This is a genomic window from Prochlorococcus marinus str. MIT 1214, from assembly GCF_027359355.1.
Lineage (GTDB): Bacteria > Cyanobacteriota > Cyanobacteriia > PCC-6307 > Cyanobiaceae > Prochlorococcus_B > Prochlorococcus_B marinus_F.
The window spans coordinates 342,136-361,845 of the sequence record NZ_CP114777.1 but is presented as its reverse complement, the minus strand read 5'-3'; the positions used below and the strand labels follow the sequence as shown (position 1 = coordinate 361,845).

Genomic DNA, 19,710 nt, shown 5'->3' with positions numbered 1-19,710 from the left:
CAATTAATTTTTATATTTATCTATTAATTGATTTAGAACCTAATTAATGTGAAAAACACAGGTCCGAATAGATCTGTGTTTTTTTGTTATTTTAAATTTCTATTTATTTATATACTCTTTAATTTTAACTAATTACCTTAATAAAGAACTAATTACTACTATTCATAATTACTACTATGTAATTATGAATTTATCAAGAGATCAAGATTTCATCTATTGACATCATGAAAATATTTGGCAATTTGGTTCGTGTGATATTCCTATTGATTCCTTAGGTAATTATCTTTGTTATCTAGGAAATTTCAATCTTTTTACCTTCTTTATGAAAACAGCATCTAAAGAACTTCAAAAGCTTAGATCGATGGCTGAGAACTCATTGAATAAGACAGCTGAATTACAGCAAGTTTTGGCACGAATTGAGGCTACTCTTTCAAGAGCTGAATCCCAAAAAGTAATAGAGAAGGCACACAATAAATAAGCAAAACAATCTGTATCGATCAAAGCACTAACTTTAATAGAAACATATTAAAAATTTTTATATATATTTTTACTAAGCTTTTACCTATGCCTGGAAACCCTATATATAGCAACGTATATTAAATAAAAAAAAATTATATTGAATATCTTCAATAGATAAAAAAATAGTAGTAATAGACAAGAAAGAACTAAAGGTAAAGAAGGTAAAGATAATGAATTTTTAAGCCAAAGGTGAAAATAAGTAATCAAATTATTTATCGAATCGACAAAATACGTGAAATTTTGATAATTTGTAGCTTTTACTTTACTATCTAATAAGATATGAAATCTGTAATAAGTAAATATTTAGGATTGAATTAATTTTAGATGAAATAAATGATGATTATATCTTAATTGAGGATATATAATTTTATTGTTCATTTAATCTCATACAGCTGTAAGAAGTTAATGATTTATAAAATAGTGGACAACAAGTGAAATCAAAATACCGGTCCATATACCCTTAACCCAGCTCAGGACTAACATTTGATAATTGCTTAAACGAAAATGGTTTTGAATAGCGAGTGCGGCTCTTTTATCAAAGCCTATTAGGGAGTAGGTTTTGTTGCCGTCTAATTTAAATAATTTTCTACTCATATCTCAGCTATAGGTATTCTTTAATATTCTAGAACAATATCACCATTGATAATACTAATTCAAAAAACACACACAATTGAATTATTCAAATTGCACACTATAAATAAAATATGATTGTACTTAACCTAAAAAATTCAATACACGATTCTGTAATAAACCACAATAATTAAAAACACTTATTTATTTAATATAGATGAACATCAACCCTATGCTGTCAAAGTCACTTTATAGATTTTTATAACCCCAAACAATCCACCTCTCTAGGAATATTCTTGGATATATGAACAACTTGCAATTGCTAATAAATTAGTTAGAATATTAATGATAAGTTTATTCTTTAACAAACTAATTAGAGAAACAATAGTTATTCTACTGAAACAAACTAAGTTCCTAACTTCTCTTCATTAAAAATGACTTGCAACTGCCAGCATTGTATTGAAATTAAAAAACAACATGACAGAGCAGCACAAAGACAAGCAGACTTATTTAAACTAAGAACTTCTAAATTGATTATTAGGTAGGAATTTATTCATTAAATGGAACCACTGGGATTTCAATTCTTATGTTCTTATCGTCAGAGTCAGATGTATTATTATGCAATATTTTTTTTTCATATGATTTTAGATTCTTATTTTTTTCTTTCTTAGCTTCAATATTAACAAAAAAGAAATAAATCGCTATTAATAGTAAATACGGCATCTGATTTCTTAGCCACTTAAGTATATTAGATATAGTATTCATTCGTTTCTAAATCTATTATTTTATTTATTTATTATAGTTTGAATCTGTTTTTGTGCAAAGTCCTTGTTTTCTTTAACTATGTAATTTAATAGATAGTTAATCATATTTAAAAAGAATATATTTATCAACTCTACGTTTTTAACACTTCTTTAAAAAAATATAATCATTTAATAAATGAACAATTAAAAGATCAGAGCTACAGATAAACGTATATATGAATTCATGCTATTAATAAATTCTTGATCCAATAAGTAATTCACGGTGTAAAGCCATCTTAGTTAAATTAATTGAATACATTAGTTTAACATGTCTCTATTAGCAACCGCTTTGTTTTTTCCAGATTATGGAAATGCTGGTATTCCTTGGGATTTAATCCTTTTACACTTTTACTTTTTTGCAATTTTTACCCCATTTCTAATCATTTTTAATGCAGCTAGAAGTTCTGACCGTGAAAATCCAAGCAGAATAAAAGATCAAAATACCAGATACCCTGATCTACACCCACGTGCCTGAGGAATCAATTTATTAATCGATCTTATTAATATAAAGAACATCATAGTTTTTATTATCCCCTTCAATTGCATCTATCCATTCTCTAAACTCACTTTCGAGGGCTTTTTTGTTTTTACCCTCAATTTTCGATAGCCTATTAATTGCAGTGTTAATTGTGACTTCGCAACTCCCTCTTAAGCTTGTTTTTGACATTTAATTTTTTTGTTTTTTTTATCTTATTTCGTGTATTGGCTTCTGTTAATTAGTAAATCCCGTAATTCAAAAAATGATTTAAATAAATTGCTATCTTAATCCTAAGAAAAATAATAAGATAGCTTTGTAGAAATTATTTTCTTTTCTGATACTAAAGTTTTGAATTCTGTAATAAATGAAACTGAAATATATACGTTTATGGTTTACTTTTATAGAAAATATATATCCTCTATGTCTTCAAGGCAATCTGGAGCTTTACAGGCTGTTGAGGTAATGCTTAACGGATCACTTAAACGACTCAATAAGTTGAAAGGCAAGAACCGGGAAGCTCTATATGATGAATACAAAGAGTGGTTAGAGGTAGATGATAATAATGTAATAAATGATGGAGTTTTATACTGTAATTTCCTTGGATAAATAGAATGAATTATTTGCTTAATAAATTCAATTGTAAGCATGCTGAATAACAAACTATCCCACATGCAACGGATAGATTTAAACTTCTTACTCCCCCTGTCTTCAATTGAGTCTCACCCCCTGGCATAGGTATTCCCGCAACTATTTCACAATTATTCATTATGTCATTGGGTAAACCTGTATCCTCTCGTCCGAATAAAAGTATGTCTGTATCTTTATAAACAAGATTTGAGATTGAATTACTACTTTTTTTGGTAAGAGCGATAATTCTTGAATTGTTAAACGTATTTTTATATTGTTCAAATGAGTCATATAAATGTAGGTCTACTTTTGCCCAGTAGTCTAAACCTGCTCTTTTTAAATATTTATCTTCAAAGCTAAAGCCAGTAGGCTTAATAATATCTAAGGACATACCAAATGCTAAGCAAGATCTACCAATTGTTCCTGTATTCTGTGGAATTCTTGGTTCAAATAATGCGACACGAGGTCTAGAAGTAATAAAATCATTCATGGTATGAGATCACCAAATTTATCTAAGTCAATTGCAGTCCCATTGATAGCAAGCCACCTTTTTTTTGATTGGCGACTTATCAATGAGGTTAGGGTGCTATGACGTTCACGAAATAAATGACCTATTGGTGTGGCAGGAACAATTCCCCAGCCAACTTCCTCAGAAACAACAACAATGCATAAATTATCTTCTGAAAGGCAATTAAGAAATTTCATTTGGAAATTATTCCATTGATCGTCATCTTTTATTAGGTGCTGCTCAACTAAGCCACCTAATGAATCAATTAATATTGACTCATTTCCTTCAATCGATTCAATTGCTTGGCAGATGTCTTTTGGATGCTCAATGAGCGTCCAGCTATCAGGTCTTCTCTTCCTGTGAATATCTATCCTAACTTGCCAATCAGAATCATTTGGTCTTGGTTTTGATGTCGCTATGTAAGTGACAAGTTCTTGCTCCGATATTAAAAACTCAGCTAATTTGCTTTTTCCACTTTTTGTCGGTCCAGTAATTGATATGAGTCCTTTATAGTTATGGGCTATTGGTGTGATCATATTCTAAGCTATTAAAAAAATCTATTAATAGTGTTTTTTTATAAACTATATTGATATAGCATAAAGATTAAAGTTAGATATTGATATGTATAATAAAGAATCAATATATTTATTTAAACTTGATTGAATAGTTAAATGTATAAAATTTCTAGCTTAGTCATAATATTTGGATCTTTTTTATTAATTTTATCAATTATAAATATTATTACTGCTAATCAAGTGAATCCAACATTAGTAAGAGCTGAGACAATATCTGGAATGGCTTCAATAGCTTTAATAACTATTGGTTATCTCTGGACTGAAATTAACCCTAAACAACCTTCTAAGGCTAACTTGGATGGAAAGGAGGGTTTCGAACTTTGTAAGAAATTAACTGACGATCAAAGGAATGAATTAGCCTGGGGAAGCAAGCAAATACTTACTGCAACAGCAGCTAGTACAGTATTAATATATTGGGACAATAAAGTAATACTTAGAAGAGGCTTGATTTCTGAAAAAATATTTGAACCTGGAGAAATATGTAAAAGATCAATTGATCAAAACCGATTAATCTCGTTAGTTAATACTGAATTATTTCCTGGTAGAGATGAGTTTGATGGCGTTTTAAATAATTTACCAGCAGTGATTGTTTATCCTCTTAAAAATAGAGGCCTCACAATAGTTGGAGGTTGGTCAAAGAGATCATTTACTAATTCAGATGAAAAATGGATATCAGGATGGTCTGATAAGTTATACGTACTACTCAGTAAGTAGGAAATTAATAGTTGTTTCTACCTGTTTCTCATTAGATGTAAATACTAAAGTATTATCTTTTTTAAACCATTTTGCAAAGTCAGATTTGATTTTTACATAATATTCCTCTTCACCTTTTACATTATATATATATCTATTGAATTCACTATTGTCTATTTTAAGTAGGCTCGAATCAATATCATAGAATCCATTAGTTGCTTTTATTCTAGTATTATTAAAATTAATATTAACTGGATTATTAATATCAATAATAGAGGTATTTAAATCCCAATCAAAGGAATTAGTAGTGATGTAGTAATCCTGTTTGTCAAGAAATGATATTCGTACATTATTAAAAACGCTAATAGAATTAGTTAAATTGTTGAGAGTTGAATTGCCGGATTTAACTTTAAAGTCTTGACCCTTTTTATTAAGTAATTCTATTGAGCTTTCAAATATATCTATATCATTATTTGTTGGGTCAATTATGGCTTTAGGACTAGTGATTCTTACGCTGGTTTCATTATTAGGATTTTCTTGAAGTAGTTCAAAATCATTAATGTAGCTTTTATTATCTATCTGAGTAGAAGATTTGTTTGATTTTTGACAGCCAAATAGAGTTAATGTAGTAATTATTAGCAGAAAATGAATCGGTAAATACTTCACTAGAAAGAATTCTCATTAAATTCAATTTTATCCATTACAGGACAAGGGTCTTGTAGTCCATTATCAGGATCTAACAAACCCCAATGTAATGATTTTTTAAAATTAATAGCTGAAGAATCAATATTTAATTGATTTAAAATTCTAATACTTAAATTGGGTACAAAAGGATTTAGCAATATTCCAATAACTCGGCAGGATTCAAGTACAGAATATATATCAAGAGCAACAATATCTTTATTTGTAATATCTTTAATTAGCTTCCATGGTGCACGATCATTTAGGTAAAGATTTGCACTATTAGCTAGGTCTATAATTGCATTTGCTGCATTTTTGAAATTTCTATCTTTAAATGATTGCATATATTCATTTATTTTTATCTCTGATTGAACTTTAAGAGGAGATGCAGGTAATAAAGAATTATCTATTGGAATTTTATCATTAAACCATTTTTTAGACATTGTAATTGTTCTGTTTAACAAATTACCAATGGTATTACTTAAATCACTATTAACAATATCCACAAATCTTCTCATTTGAAAATCACCATCTTCACCAAATTCAATATCTCTCAAAAGATACCATCTCATCGCGTCTATACCCCCATATTCCAAGAGTTCAATCGGGTCGAGAACGTTACCTAATGATTTACCCATTTTTTGCCCTTCTCGTGTTAAAAACCCGTGCCCAAAAACACTGCCAGGTGGATTCATACCAGCAGAAAGTAGCATTGCTGGCCAATAAACTGCATGAAATCTGAGTATATCCTTTCCAATTACATGTATATTTGCAGGCCAATTACATAGCGATTCATCGGTTAGTTCAGGAGAGTTTTGATCACGAAGAGATCCACTAATATAACCTAATAAAGCATCGAACCATACATAAAAAGTGTGATCATTGTTTCCTGGAACACTTATACCCCATTTTAAATTTACTCTAGAAATTGAGAAATCCCTTAACCCTTTTGAGACAAAATTGATAATTTCATTTTTTCTGCTTTTAGGAGAAATAAAACCGTCAATTTGAATTAATTTTTCAATTTGCTCTTGATATTTTGATAATTTAAAAAATAAATTTTCTTCATCTCTCCATTCTAATTCCTTTTTATGAATAGAACATATTGGGCTTTGTTCATCCTCGTCTACATCTTTATATTCCTCACATCCAACACAATACCAACCACTTTGTCTACCCATATAAACATCATCAGCATTCAAAACTTTTGAATAAAATTGATGAACTAAGGATGTGTGATCTTTAGAGGTTGTTCTGACAAAACGATCATAACTAATATTTAATTTATCCCATAAATACTTATACTTTTCTGTGATTTCATCACAATGTAGTTGGGGTTGAAGGTTTTTACTTTCGGCGGTTCGCTCTATTTTTTGACCATGTTCGTCAACTCCAGTAAGAAAAAGTACAGTATTTCCACTTAGTCTTTGAAATCGAGCTATTGCATCACAAGCGATTGTTGTATATGAACTACCTAGATGAGGCTTGTCATTAACATAATATAGTGGTGTTGTAATTGTGTATTTCATATTCAATATATATTCTAATTATTATATTGTATTTTTAAAACTCTTGCACACTTATGATGAACGCTTATTTTGATAATGAAATTAATTCAAAATATATTATATCATTATTATTATTATTGACTATATTTTGAACGTTAAAGCTCTCGCCGATATTTAAGCTCTTTTTTGATTTTAGATTACATATAGTAGAAAAATGATATTCAATAAAGTATAAAATACAAATACATTTATGTTTGTTTATCCAATTTAATAAAAGTACATTATATTCCTTAAATGAATATGTTTTGAACCATTTAATTAGCCAATATTTTTGATCCTCTCTATATCTCATAATATTTTGTCTTCCTTGATTATTAATCTTAAGAGTCATTTGTTCAATATCTTCTTTAGATATAAGTTCTTTATTATTTAGATATCTATTTAGTTGGTAGTTAACCAACAAGTCAGCATATCTTCTTATCGGTGATGTGGCATGTAGATAAGATGTTAATCCTAAACTCGAGTGAGGCATGGGAGTTACAGAGTAATATGACTTACCCATAGTTTTCTTAAGTACAAAATTGTGTAAAACATTATTATCAGATTCTTGAATATTATCATTAGAAACTTTATCTATACGTTGTTGGACTCTATATGGAACAGGAATTTTATTGACCTTAGTAAAATTTGAAATTAAGCTTCCATACAAAATCATTGCTTCACTTATTAATTGTCTCGATAACGTTGGATCTATTATCTTAAGGGTGGGATTGTTATCTTCTACAATAATCTTTCCAAATGATTCTAATATTTCCATAGCACCTGAATTCTTTCTCCAACGTTTTCTACTTTGTAATATTTCAGAGATAATACTTAAATCTTCTTCTTCTTTTGGCGCATAATCTATTAGTTCATCAGCTTCTGTATAATTTAACCTGAAGTCTACTTTAATAATACTCTGGACTATTTCTGTAGAAGAAACACTACCGTCATCATTAAAAATAACACCTAAACTTAATGATTGTCTCTTTTCTCTTTCACATAAACTAAAAACATCATTTATTAAAATTTCAGGAAGCATATAATAAGTATTATTTGATAAATAAACAGTTGAAATAAGCTCCCTTGCCTTCTTGTCAATAGCTGATTGATATTCAAAATATGAAGTAGGGGAAGCAATGTGGATCCATAACTTATGCTGATAAGAAATTTTTTCTAAAGAAATAGCATCATCAATTTCAAAAGTTTGAGAATCATCTATAGAATAAGTATTAAGATGTGTAAGGTCTTTAACTGAAGTATTTACATTACTTGTTTGTTTAAATCTAGAAATTATATTTTTAACTTCATTATCTATAATTTTAGAGCACATTCTATTATTAATAGAATATTAACTTACCCTTCTGGATTAACAAAGGGAAGTAAGGCAATAATTCGTGCTCTTTTAACTGCTGTGGTTAAATCTCTTTGTTGTTTAGCTGTTAATCCAGTAAGTCTTCTAGGTAAAATTTTTCCTCTATCTGTAATAAATTTCTTTAATAATTCTACGTCCTTATAGTCAATAGGATCTCCAGGCTTTATTGGAGAGAGCTTTTGCTTGAATACTGAATTAGTCATTTTTAAAAAGTGTATAAAAGGGGATGATTATTTGATTTCTCTATGAATAGTCATCTTATTTAATTCAGGGCAGAATTTTTTAAGTTCCAGTCTCTCAGTAGTGTTCCTACGATTTTTTTCTGTGGTGTATCTAGATACACCTGCAGAACGCTTTTCTGAGCTAGGTACAGATCTAGACTCAGTACATTCTAAAGTGACCACTATTCTGGTACCTTTTTTAGCCATATGAACTCAGCTCAACTTTTGTGAGTCTAGGGAACGAAGTACAATCTTACTAGGCTAAGCACCCTTTTTTATAAATTCATTTGAGCACCTATGTTTAACTCCTGTAAGAGCAAATCATGAAGGTATCAGTTTCCTGGCTAAAAGATCTTGTCGTATTTAACAATGATATTGATGAATTGGCTGAAAAGCTTTCAATGACTGGTTTTGAAGTTGAATCATTAGAAGACTTATCAGCGCAAGCAAAGAATGTTGTTATTGGTTATGTAGACGAAATCACACCACATCCAAATGCCGAAAAGCTTAAAGTTTGTTCAGTAGATGTTGGTTTACCCAAAAAACTAAGTATTGTTTGTGGTGCACCAAACGTAAAGCCCGGATACCACGTCCTTGTTGCGAAGGTTGGAGCCTATTTATCTTCAAAGTCATTAAAAATAAAATTATCTAATTTACGAGGCGTAGAAAGCGCAGGAATGATTTGTTCATTGGATGAATTAGGGATTGAAAGTAGTAATGAAGGTATAGAAATTCTTGAAGAAAGTGAAGATAATATCCCTCCAATTGGCTCAAATGCTGTCGATTATCTTGGTTTGAATGACATCATTATTGAATTAGCTATTACTGCTAACAGACCTGATGGTATGTCTATGGCTGGTATAGCACGAGAAATATCAATCATAACAAATTCAAAATTAACATTACCAACTTTAAATTTCAAAAAAGACTTTGAAAAATTTGAGCCACAAATAAGAGAAAAAGAAACGATAGGATCAGACTTTATTTACTCACTTACGTATATAGATAATATAGACAATACTGGAAAGATAAATAAATCGATATCTAATAAATTAAATTCATTAAGGCAAAATTGTATAAACCCAGTTGTAGACATAACAAATTTTTTAATGCTTGAGCAAGGCCAGCCTCTACATGCCTTTGATGCAGATCTATTAGATAATATAGTTGGTAGAATAGTTATGCCAAATGATTTTGGTATTAGAAATGGAAGAGAAGGTGAATCATTTATTGCACTCGATAAAAAAGAATATAAGTTAAATAAAAATATAAAGGTGATTACATGCGGCGATATTCCAATTGCAATAGCAGGGGTTATCGGAGGAAAAAACAGTTCCGTAAGTGCTAAAACTACAAGAGTATGGTTGGAAGCAGCTGTATTTACTCCTACGTCAGTTAGAAATAGTAGTAGAGAAATAGGGCTAAGAACAGATGCAAGTAGTAGATACGAAAAGGGTATATCACCTAACATGACAACTGCTGTTTCACTAAGAGCTAGTGATCTTATTTCGTTAGAATTAGGCGGTAATGTTAAATCGACTCATGTCAATAATGAGTTTATTAGAAAAGATATTAGTGTAAATATTAGAATAGACAAAATAAATAAGGTTCTAGGTAAATTAAGTTGTATAGATAGTAATGAAGTAGATAAAAGTTCTAATACATTCCGTTATCTTAATAAGGATGAGATTGAGTCTCTTCTAATAAAACTTGGTTGCCTAATTACTCAAACTTCTAGTGGTTGGGATGTACAAATTCCTCCTTACAGATCATTAGATTTAACTAGAGAAATCGATTTGATAGAAGAGATCGCAAGACTAATTGGATATGATAATTTTGATTCAAATATGCCCGATCCTCTTGAGCCAGGAGTACTAACACCTGCAAATTTGGTTGAAAGACGTTTACGAAATTCCTTTATCCATAATGGTTTTCAAGAAGTAGTGACTTCATCACTTGTTGGTCCTGATAACACTGATGAAAATGCTGTAATAATCAAAAATCCATTACTATCAGAGACTAGTAGATTAAGAACAAATGTATGGGATGAACATCTTAAAATTCTACAGAGAAATGTATCATTTGGATCTGAAGGGTGTTGGATCTTTGAAATAGCAAAGACATACAAAAAAGATAAAGAAAGCTTTGTTGAAACAAATTTATTAGCAGGTGCTTTAACTGGAAATAAACGATTTAGTAGGTGGGGCTCAGCATCAAAACAAATTTCTTTAGATTATTTTGAAGCAAGAGGAAAACTCAAGCAATCACTTGACGTTCTTGGAATTGAAACTATTGATAAGCAACTTATCGAAAAAAAATTCATGCATCCGGGTCGAACTTCTGAATTATTTGTTGAGGGAAAAAGTATCGGCTTCTTCGGACAAATTCACCCTTCTCTATCCGAGGAATATGATCTAATTAAAGAAACTTACTTATATAACCTTGAGTTAGATTCATTGGTTAAGGCCTCGACAAGGAAAACAAATTGGACAAGAGTTTACAAGGATTACCCAACTGTTCCTTACATGGAAAGGGATATTGCGCTTATTCATTCAAGAAAATATAGTTCCTTAGAAATAATAAATCTAATAAAGAAATCTGGTAGACCACTTTTAGAAAAAGTGGAATTGATAGACCGTTACGAGGGATCTTCTATTCCCCATGATTCAGTTAGCCAGGCTTTTAGAATAAAATACAGAGATCCAAAGAAAACCCTAATAGAAGAAGATATAAATCCAATACACGAAAAAATAAGAAGTGCTCTTAAAGAAAAATTAAATGCGGACCTCAGAAGCTAGTCTATCAAGTCTATCATAAGACTCACTAATAGTCTCATGCTAAGACCTGTATTAGACTAGTTGGATGGTATTTTTTGCAATAATATTAAAAATTTCATTGCATCCAGTAGAAGCAAACAGATTGTTTATTTGGTTAGAACTACACTAGGATGAATAAAATTTAAAATTAAGCTCGATAAACACATACAAACCAAAAAGAAATAGTCTTAATAGTCCGATAAAGGACTCAAGCCTAGACTCACTTATGATCTCATAGTAGATTCATTAGAATTGTTTAATCCTAGTTCCGGAAGTATTTCTAATTAATTCAAATCCCAGAGATTTCTTATTGGGTTTATTTGCATAACTGTCTATCAAGCAGTTATGCTGAGTTGTAAAGCATGTTGTACCAGTGTATTATAGCCTCGAAAGAACGAATGGACATCAGATGGACATTTATAACGTCTAGCTACATCAAAAACGAATGGATCTAATCAGACTGCTAATAATAAAAGCCAATTTTTATGCATTTAAAATTGCAATTGATGACTTCATATACCTTTAATGTATTTTTTATATAGAGAAGATTCAATAATATTTATACTTTACCGATCTATTCTTACCTAATTCGTTGGCTTATTAACGAAAGAAAATTTATCCGACTTAATCTATTCAGTCTCCAACGAGTCTCTATACTGGACTATCTATTAGACGAATTTAAGACACTTGAGAATTTAATTCTTATATAAATCTTTGAGTAATTGATAAGCCTCATTTAGTTTTCTCATTGTTTCGTTTGATCCTCCAGCATCAGGATGATTTGAAAGAGCTTTTTCTTTATAGGCATCTCTAATAAAAGAAAGTGTTAGAGATGATCCAGCCTTAGTTGGTAAACCCAACAACTTGAGAGCACCATGAACAGTCATCGTAGACTCAAGTGTTTGGAATGAAGTTACATTTTGACTACGTTTGAATTTATTAACGAATCTACGAATAAGAGTTGGTATTCTACTTCTTAGGTTCTTAGCAGAAAAAGGGTCTTCCAGAGCTCCGGCCAATATCACAACATCATCAAAAGTTACCGAGTCGATTTTCCATTCACTGCAATAGGAATTAAGCATTTTACAAGCCGCATTCCAGGTGAAAGGTATACTTTCAGTGCCATCTACATTTGGCCAGATATCTCTAGCAAGCCAAATCATTGAAGCCTCAATAACACTTTCAGTAGGTTTTTGTCCATAAAGATATATCCAATGTTTTTCTGCAGCATCTTTCGCCTTTAATAGATCATCGATATCAATAGTGGTAATTGAGGTATCTTCCATATTTTTAAAAGTTTTATCTTTACTCAAACTTCTCTTTAGGTTGGTAGTTTGTTTTCTAATAAAGCCTGGTAATTCAATGCCTGTGGAGACAGTATTTTTTTTATTAATTAGAACATCATTAGCTTTGACATCATTGACAGCAACATTTTTTATTTCAATATTCTTATTGCCAACTATCACAAGTGCTTTTTCTTCCTGTTTACCATTATCTATTCCGTTATGAGGAGTTGATGAATCATTATTACTATTATGTTTAAAATCTAATTGTTCATTCTCGATTATTTCATCATCTAAATCATTAGATAAAATAACCTCTAATAATCTCTCGAAAACTAGTCCTCTAGCCCTAAATCCCCATTCTTTGCGAAGTCGATCGACGCCATCAACTAGATCAATTGGTAAATCAATTGATATTCTCTTAACTTCCTTTCCTTCCCCTTCCGTCACAAGATCCTAATATCTAGTCACATAATAATAGCCTTTTTATTTTCAACACACTTTTAGCTTTGAATTTATATAATTAATATCTAATTACAAAATATGAAAAAATTTTGTAATCTTTTCTTAAAATTAAATTATGGCCACATAGAACAACACAATTAAGTATCATTTGCAAAGTAGATCAAATATTAATCAAAAATGAACTTTTGCGATTCTTCCAAAAATTGGAGTGAAAGAAAAAAATTGTTTCAAGCTAGAAAATTAAATTTTTTAATATCCGTTAAAGAATCTTATGAAAGAAAGCTTGCTGCTATTACAGCATCAATATCAATGCTTGAAGAACAAATGAATTCAACAACTCCTAGTGTGGAAAGCTAAATCAACCTTAAAGCTAGTTCTTAAATTACATCTTTTAATATCTTTTCTGGACCAAATTTAATAAGAGCATCAACATCAGATCTTTGTGTACCAAGAAAATAACCAGCGAAACCAAGAGCATTTATACTAAAACCGTTTGATCTATCTGTTTTACGTGTTATTAGAGCAATCCACTCAGATGTTATAAGTAAATTATATGGTTTTAAAGGTTTTTTAATTATATCTATATCACCTAAATTCATTTCATTAATCATAGATTTATAGGAGCAGAATAAATCGTATGAGTTTGAGTTTATATTATTATTCCTTTGTCTAATTGAAATGCAGTGTGATATTTCAGATTTATTGCTATTAGTGTTATTTAATAAGGAACAAAACCAGTCAAATCTAGGACAAATACACTCATCGTGGCGTCTTGGTAATAATTGAAAATGTCTATGAGGCTGACTGGCACCAGCCTCTTTACTACTGTTAAAAAACCATAAACCTGTAGTATCATTGTCAACATTTTGAATAGCCTCAAAATCATCTTTATTTAACCAGCCATTTTGTGGTTTCCAGGAATTGGTAATTAATAACATATGTCCTATCTGTACTGGATATTTATTTAATATTAATGTATGTTTGTCATTTATTGGCTGTATTTCTAATCTAGAATCCCAAGGAATAAATGGATTTCGTTTTGGACCATATTCTATTAAAGACTTGGGTATTGGACTTTTAAGAAAACGAAGCTCAAAATCACAACATGCTTCACTGGATTTATATTTTATAGTATTAAGAGGAATTACTGCACCGCAATTAACAGCTTGTCTACTAATGTCCAGAGCTTTTGACCATATAGATTGGCTCTTCACCTCAAATAGACCTTTGATAAATATATTTATAGATTATATAATTAATAATCTATAAATTTAAAATTTAAATAAAAGCTTATTACCCAATGCCTAATCAATAATTTAAAAACCTGAATGAAGCTAATCAATATTCTAGGGATCATGAAATTTATGCTTTGCAAGCCAACCAACGCATGAATGATCAATTGCATTCACACAATTGATTCGACGCATTAGAGACGATTTGCGGGCCTCTAGAGACGGATTGATTGCTTGAAAGATCTTTTGACATATTCGAGTAAAGAATTCTTGTAAAAGAATTCTTTATGAAGATTAAAAAAATAAAAGTTCAAACTCATTAATTGGTAATCAACTGAGTAAACTCTCGAGATCGGTTGTGCTGGAAAGGTTTTAAGACAACAACTAAAAATTCAAATTTATCAATTTGCAAAATAGTTTCAGATTTTTAGCAAATAAGGTTGACGAAAGCAGGGGGGAAAGAGGTAAAACCTCATTCAGTAATGTCTCCTCAATGGATTGGGACTTTTCTGAAGACGAAGCTTTTTTAGCTCTATGCGATGCGTTTCGCGAGAGCGGGGAAACATCTGCCATGGAATTCCTGGCAACGGGTGAGGGTGCATTTCACTTTCAGGAATTAACTCAAAATGCTGCTGGAGAGGGCATTGATTTAAGTGACTCAGAATCAATGGCTGAGTTTCAGATGGAAGTATTAGAAACTATCGATGAAATGAATAACTAATTTTCAAAATTAATATATAAGTATAGGAAAATATTTAAATACCAAAGTATTTAGCAACTGGATGTAATGCAACAATAGCTGTTGTACTTTGTTCAGGATGAAGTTGCTCACTTTCATCCATAGAGATATTAATTTTTTTAGCATCAAGCCATAACAATTGTTTTCTAGAATCTGAAACTTCAGGACAAGCAGGATAGCCAAAAGAATATCGGCATCCTCGATATTTAACATCTAAGATATCTTTTATATTATTTGGTTCAAAGTCTCCAAATCCACATTCAATTCTAATAAGAGAATGTATATATTCAGCAAGTGCTTCTGCAAGCTGGACGGTTAAACCATGAAAAAATAGATAATCTGAGTATGAATCTTGACTAAATAATTTATGAGAATATTCACTAGCTGATTCTCCCATTGTTACAGCCTGCATTGGCAAATAATCTGTAGGCTGATTATTATTTAGGTCATTATAAAAATCTGCAATACAAAATCTTTTTCCAGATCTCTGCCTAGGTAATAAAAAATCGCCTAAAAGACTTTGGTGATCTTTATCATATACTTTTAAATTGTTACCAGCTCTACCACAGGGAAAATAACCATACACTAATGATGGATTAATAAGCTTTTCATTGATTATTTTATTCATCCAGTAATCTAACTTTGGTTCTGCCTTCTCATGTAAAAAGTCCTTATAATCTGAAGCAGACATTTGCTTAGAACGTTTCATTTGCCATTGGCCAGCAAATAAAGCATTACGATCTAAGAATTTATAAACTTTAGTTATGTCTATGTCTTTCTCTAGTAAAAACTTTGGGCCAATGAATGGTGGTTTAATAGAATCTATTTGAGATATATCTTTTGATCTTGAGGTATCTTCAATAGACTTTTCCTTGATTTTGTTGATATTAATTTCTTGATGAATATTTGTATTTTTATAATTACCAATAGTAATCCCCTCGGGAGCACCTTCTTTAAAACCTGAGAAATTATCCCAATTATTTAGTTCCTTTGCTTTCATATATGAATCCATAAATTTCAAATCTGTAAAAGCATCTTTACCGTAAATAACTTTCCCTTTATAAACACTTGCACAATCTTGATTAACAAATTTTGGAGTCAGAGCTGCTCCACCAAGAATAATAGGCACAGATATATCTTCTTCATTTAATGCTTTAAGATTATCTTTCATAAATGCAGTTGATTTAACTAGTAGTCCACTCATAGCGATACAATCAGCGTTATGCTCTTTCTGAGCATTAATTATTGAATTAACTTCTTGCTTAATTCCTAAATTAATAACTTCATAACCGTTATTTGATAAAATTATATCTACTAAATTTTTGCCAATATCATGAACATCACCCTTAACTGTAGCGATAATAAATTTTCCTTTTGATTGATTAACCTCAGATTTATCCATAAAATCCTCTAAATATGAAACAGCAAATTTCATTGTTTCTGCAGATTGGAGAACAAATGGTAATTGCATTTGACCTGACCCAAATAATTCACCAACTACTTTCATTCCATCTAATAAATATTCATTAATTATTACCAAAGGTTTATATTTCTTTAATGCGAAATCAAGATTTGAATGTAAATTAGTTTTTTCACCATCAATAATATGATTCTTTAGTTTTTCTTCTATTGGTAATTTAATATCATCATTATTAGAACTTTTATTTAAAATTGTCTTTGAATCATCGAAATAACTAGTTAAGGTTGTTAAAGGATCATATGTGCATACTTTATTTTCAAATATTCTTCTATCATAAATAAGATCCATACAAATTTTTATCTCTTCTTCACTTATTTTGTTTAGAGGTAAAATCTTGGAAGGAGAAACAATTGCAGAATCAAGACCGGCCTTAATTGCTTCATTAAGAAAGATAGAATTAAGAACAATTCTTGCACTAGAAGATAAACCAAAACTTACATTTGAAATTCCAAGGATTAAATGAACTTCAGGATGTTTATCTTTTATTAACTTAATTGCTTTTATAGTTTCTAAACCATTCTTTCTATCTTCTTCTAATCCTGTTGAGATAGGTAATGCTAACGGATCATAAAAAAGTTCATAAGATTTTAATCCAGAATCAGTCGCATCCTTATAGGCTCTTGTTGCTATTTCTGCTTTTTTATCAGAAGATCTAGCCATTCCATCTTCGTCAATTGTTCCAATTACGACGGCTGACCCGTATCGTTTAGCAAGATCAATTACTTTATAGAATCTATCTGGTCCATCCTCATAATTAGTAGAATTTAAAATACATTTTCCTCCAGCATGTTTTAGCCCACTCTCCATTTTTTCATAATCTGTTGAATCAAGCATTAAAGGCAAATTAATATTATTTACAAGTCTTTTGACTAACATAGACATATCTTCGATCCCATTTCTTCCAACAAAATCTACATTTACATCTAATATATGAGCATTTTCCTTCAGTTGAGATTTTGCAATTCCAACAAGTCCGTCCCAATCCTCATCGTTTAGGAGTTCTCTTACTTTTTTAGATCCACTAGCATTTAATCTCTCACCTACGATCAAGAAAGAGTTATCTTGCACATACGGAATAGACTCATATATTGATGATGCAGCTGGAATTATAGATCTTTCTTTTGAAAGAGTATCCAATCTTCGCTCAGAAGATAAAAGCTCTTTAGATAAATCTGAAAGTTGCTTAATATGTTCCGGTCTAGTTCCACAACAACCTCCAATTAGTTGAACTCCTAAATCATTAATAAAATGACTAAGTTGGAACTTAAGTTCCATTGGAGTTAATCGATAATGAGCCTTCCCACCTACATTCTCTGGAAGTCCTGCATTTGGTATACAACTTATATGAAATGGTGAATGTTGGGATAAATATTTAATATGATCCTTCATTTCTTCCGGGCCAGTTGCACAATTAAGGCCCAAAATATCAATATTAAATGGCTCCAGTATTGTTGTAATAGAGGAAATATCACTACCAATAAGCATCTGGCCGGTGGTTTCCATGGTTACCGACACCATTAATGGAATTCTCTTTCCAGAACCAATAGCTTCATTTACGCTTTGCAGAGCAGCCTTGATTTGAAGGACATCTTGGCAAGTTTCAATAATAAAAAGATCAATTCCACCTTCAATTAGTGCTTTAGCTTGCTCGAGATAAGAATTTTTAAGCTCATCAAAACTAATATGACCAAGGGTTGGTAGCTTGGTTGTTGGTCCAATAGATCCAGCTACAAATCGTGGTTTTTCCTCAGATTGATATTTATTTGCAACATTCCTTGCTATTTGTGCTGCTTTTAAATTGATCTCATAAGCTTTATTACCAATTCCATATTCATCTAGAACAATTGAAGTAGCACCAAATGTATTTGTTTCAATTACATCACAACCTGCATTTAAAAATGATTCATGTACTTTTTCGACGCTGGAGACTGATGTCAATACAAGGTTTTCATTACAACCTTCTAATGAAGCTCCGCCATAGTCATCTGCATTAAGTTGTTGATCTTGCAGAGACGTGCCGGTAGCGCCATCAAAGACTAATATCGGTCTCTTTTCAGAGTTGAGATAGCCTAAAAAATCAGTCATAAATTATATATATAACTTATAAAAATGAAAATCATTAATTTACATAAGTTATATAATCTTATTTTAATCTATCTGTACACGTTTAACCCAATTTTCATATTCAGGATCTAAACCTTCTGTAATTTTAGTCAACTTCGTTCTTAATGAATTCATTATTGGCATATCTTTGCTCATTGATGTAGTTTCAATCATTTTTATAGGGGTAATTTTAGCCGCCGTTCCTGTAAGGAATACTTCATCAGATATAAACAATTCTGTTTTATCTACTGGTCTTTCAATAACTTTTATACCATCTTTTTTTGCCAGTTCTATAACACTTGAACGAGTTATACCTTCAAGAATATCTTGATCAACACCAGGTGTAATTAATTCACCATTACGTACTATAAAAATGTTCATACCACTAGCTTCACTGATTTTTCCTTGACTATTTAATAATAGTGCTTCATCAAATCCGCTTTTTACAGCTTCAGTTTTGGCTAAGGAGCTGGTGATATAAGCTCCACTAATTTTACCTCTTAATGGAAGTGAGTTGTCCTGCTGACGAGTCCAGCTACTAACGCGACAAGTAACCCCATCAGGTGATAGATAATCACCTAGTTCTATTCCATAAATAAAGAAATTAGTTTCTATATTATGTAACCTTGGTGCAATTCCTAAGTCACTAGTATATACAAATGGTCTGATGTATACAGGTTGAGTCGGTTTGTTTTTAACAAGAAATATTTCAAGAGACTTTAATACAAAATCCTCATCTAATTCAGTCATCAAAAATCTAGCACTTTGACATAATCTTTTTGCGTGTTTGTCTGCTCTAAATAATAAAAATGATTTACTATTATTTGGATCAGGAATAGCGCGCATTCCTCCAAAAGCTGCAGTTCCATAATGAAGTGCATGAGTAGCTATAGATAGCTTCGCCTCATTAAATGGGATACATTGCCCCTCAAACCAAGCGAATGGAAGAAAATTATGCATTATTAGTTCCAGCTAAGATGAAAACAATCAGCATT

Annotated in this window: 19 protein-coding genes; 6 read left to right on the top strand and 13 right to left on the bottom strand. The window is 30.8% G+C overall.

What is annotated here, in order from left to right:
• Positions 1–322: 322 nt before the first annotated feature.
• Positions 323–478: a hypothetical protein gene (locus O5639_RS01900; protein WP_269624823.1), complete on the top strand. Its 156-nt coding sequence runs from the start codon at positions 323–325 to the stop codon at positions 476–478.
• A gap of 1,160 nt (positions 479–1,638) precedes the next feature.
• Here the strand turns inward: O5639_RS01900 and O5639_RS01895 are convergent.
• Both O5639_RS01895 and O5639_RS01890 read right to left on the bottom strand, forming a co-directional pair.
• Complete coding sequence (locus O5639_RS01895) at positions 1,639–1,854, bottom strand: hypothetical protein (RefSeq protein WP_269624822.1); 216 nt, start codon at positions 1,852–1,854, stop codon at positions 1,639–1,641.
• Between the two features lie 525 nt (positions 1,855–2,379).
• Positions 2,380–2,559 (bottom strand): hypothetical protein, encoded by a 180-nt coding sequence (locus O5639_RS01890; RefSeq protein WP_269624821.1) that lies wholly within the window; start codon positions 2,557–2,559, stop codon positions 2,380–2,382.
• Positions 2,560–2,790: 231 nt separating this feature from the next.
• On the opposite strand from O5639_RS01890, the gene O5639_RS01885 reads away from it, so the two are divergent.
• Positions 2,791–2,976 (top strand): hypothetical protein, encoded by a 186-nt coding sequence (locus tag O5639_RS01885; RefSeq protein WP_269624820.1) that lies wholly within the window; start codon positions 2,791–2,793, stop codon positions 2,974–2,976.
• Between the two features lie 10 nt (positions 2,977–2,986).
• Here O5639_RS01885 and O5639_RS01880 read toward each other — a convergent pair whose 3' ends face one another.
• On the bottom strand, positions 2,987–3,487 hold the full coding sequence (locus O5639_RS01880) for a tRNA (cytidine(34)-2'-O)-methyltransferase (protein WP_269624819.1): 501 nt from the start codon (positions 3,485–3,487) through the stop codon (positions 2,987–2,989).
• Positions 3,484–4,041: a bifunctional adenosylcobinamide kinase/adenosylcobinamide-phosphate guanylyltransferase gene (locus tag O5639_RS01875; RefSeq protein ID WP_269624818.1), complete on the bottom strand. Its 558-nt coding sequence runs from the start codon at positions 4,039–4,041 to the stop codon at positions 3,484–3,486. Before O5639_RS01875 ends, O5639_RS01880 begins: the two co-directional genes overlap by 4 nt.
• Before the next feature lie 135 nt (positions 4,042–4,176).
• Here O5639_RS01875 and O5639_RS01870 point away from each other — a divergent pair, with 135 nt between their 5' ends.
• Positions 4,177–4,794 carry a cofactor assembly of complex C subunit B gene (locus O5639_RS01870; protein WP_269624817.1) on the top strand — a complete coding sequence of 206 codons (618 nt, stop codon included), beginning with the start codon at positions 4,177–4,179 and terminating at the stop codon, positions 4,792–4,794.
• Here the strand turns inward: O5639_RS01870 and lptC are convergent.
• The 5 genes from lptC to rpmG all read right to left on the bottom strand — a co-directional run bounded on the left by lptC (position 4,780) and on the right by rpmG (position 8,804).
• On the bottom strand, positions 4,780–5,439 hold the full coding sequence (lptC, locus tag O5639_RS01865) for an LPS export ABC transporter periplasmic protein LptC (protein ID WP_269624816.1): 660 nt from the start codon (positions 5,437–5,439) through the stop codon (positions 4,780–4,782). The genes O5639_RS01870 and lptC overlap by 15 nt on opposite strands.
• Positions 5,439–6,983 carry a methionine--tRNA ligase gene (gene metG, locus O5639_RS01860; RefSeq protein ID WP_269624815.1) on the bottom strand — a complete coding sequence of 515 codons (1,545 nt, stop codon included), beginning with the start codon at positions 6,981–6,983 and terminating at the stop codon, positions 5,439–5,441. The genes lptC and metG overlap by 1 nt, the downstream gene beginning before the upstream one ends.
• A 64-nt stretch (positions 6,984–7,047) precedes the next feature.
• Positions 7,048–8,334 carry a ribonuclease catalytic domain-containing protein gene (locus O5639_RS01855; protein WP_269624814.1) on the bottom strand — a complete coding sequence of 429 codons (1,287 nt, stop codon included), beginning with the start codon at positions 8,332–8,334 and terminating at the stop codon, positions 7,048–7,050.
• A gap of 23 nt (positions 8,335–8,357) precedes the next feature.
• Entirely contained in the window at positions 8,358–8,579 is a 222-nt protein-coding gene (gene rpsR / locus O5639_RS01850) for a 30S ribosomal protein S18 (protein ID WP_038652622.1), read from the bottom strand.
• 27 nt (positions 8,580–8,606) lie between these two features.
• A complete protein-coding gene (gene rpmG, locus O5639_RS01845) occupies positions 8,607–8,804 on the bottom strand; it encodes a 50S ribosomal protein L33 (protein WP_011823694.1) in 198 nt (65 codons plus the stop codon).
• Positions 8,805–8,920: 116 nt separating this feature from the next.
• Between rpmG and pheT the strand changes: the two genes are divergently transcribed.
• Positions 8,921–11,395, top strand: a complete 2,475-nt coding sequence (gene pheT, locus O5639_RS01840) for a phenylalanine--tRNA ligase subunit beta (protein ID WP_269624813.1) — start codon at positions 8,921–8,923, stop codon at positions 11,393–11,395.
• Between the two features lie 713 nt (positions 11,396–12,108).
• Here pheT and O5639_RS01835 read toward each other — a convergent pair.
• Positions 12,109–13,146, bottom strand: coding sequence for a molecular chaperone DnaJ (locus O5639_RS01835; protein WP_269624812.1), 1,038 nt, complete (start codon positions 13,144–13,146; stop codon positions 12,109–12,111).
• 192 nt (positions 13,147–13,338) lie between these two features.
• Between O5639_RS01835 and O5639_RS01830 the strand changes: the two genes are divergently transcribed.
• Positions 13,339–13,518, top strand: coding sequence for a hypothetical protein (locus O5639_RS01830; RefSeq protein WP_269624811.1), 180 nt, complete (start codon positions 13,339–13,341; stop codon positions 13,516–13,518).
• A 20-nt stretch (positions 13,519–13,538) separates the two neighbouring features.
• Here O5639_RS01830 and O5639_RS01825 read toward each other — a convergent pair whose 3' ends face one another.
• Positions 13,539–14,375: an ATP adenylyltransferase gene (locus tag O5639_RS01825; protein WP_269624810.1), complete on the bottom strand. Its 837-nt coding sequence runs from the start codon at positions 14,373–14,375 to the stop codon at positions 13,539–13,541.
• Between the two features lie 511 nt (positions 14,376–14,886).
• On the opposite strand from O5639_RS01825, the gene O5639_RS01820 reads away from it, so the two are divergent.
• A complete protein-coding gene (locus tag O5639_RS01820; protein WP_269625503.1) occupies positions 14,887–15,114 on the top strand; it encodes a hypothetical protein in 228 nt (75 codons plus the stop codon).
• A gap of 34 nt (positions 15,115–15,148) precedes the next feature.
• Here O5639_RS01820 and metH read toward each other — a convergent pair whose 3' ends face one another.
• Positions 15,149–18,697 carry a methionine synthase gene (metH, locus tag O5639_RS01815; RefSeq protein ID WP_269624809.1) on the bottom strand — a complete coding sequence of 1,183 codons (3,549 nt, stop codon included), beginning with the start codon at positions 18,695–18,697 and terminating at the stop codon, positions 15,149–15,151.
• 63 nt (positions 18,698–18,760) lie between these two features.
• The gene (locus O5639_RS01810; protein ID WP_269624808.1) at positions 18,761–19,675 is read right to left on the bottom strand and encodes a branched-chain amino acid transaminase; all 915 of its coding nucleotides are present in this window, start codon (positions 19,673–19,675) and stop codon (positions 18,761–18,763) included.
• Positions 19,676–19,710 lie beyond the last annotated feature (35 nt).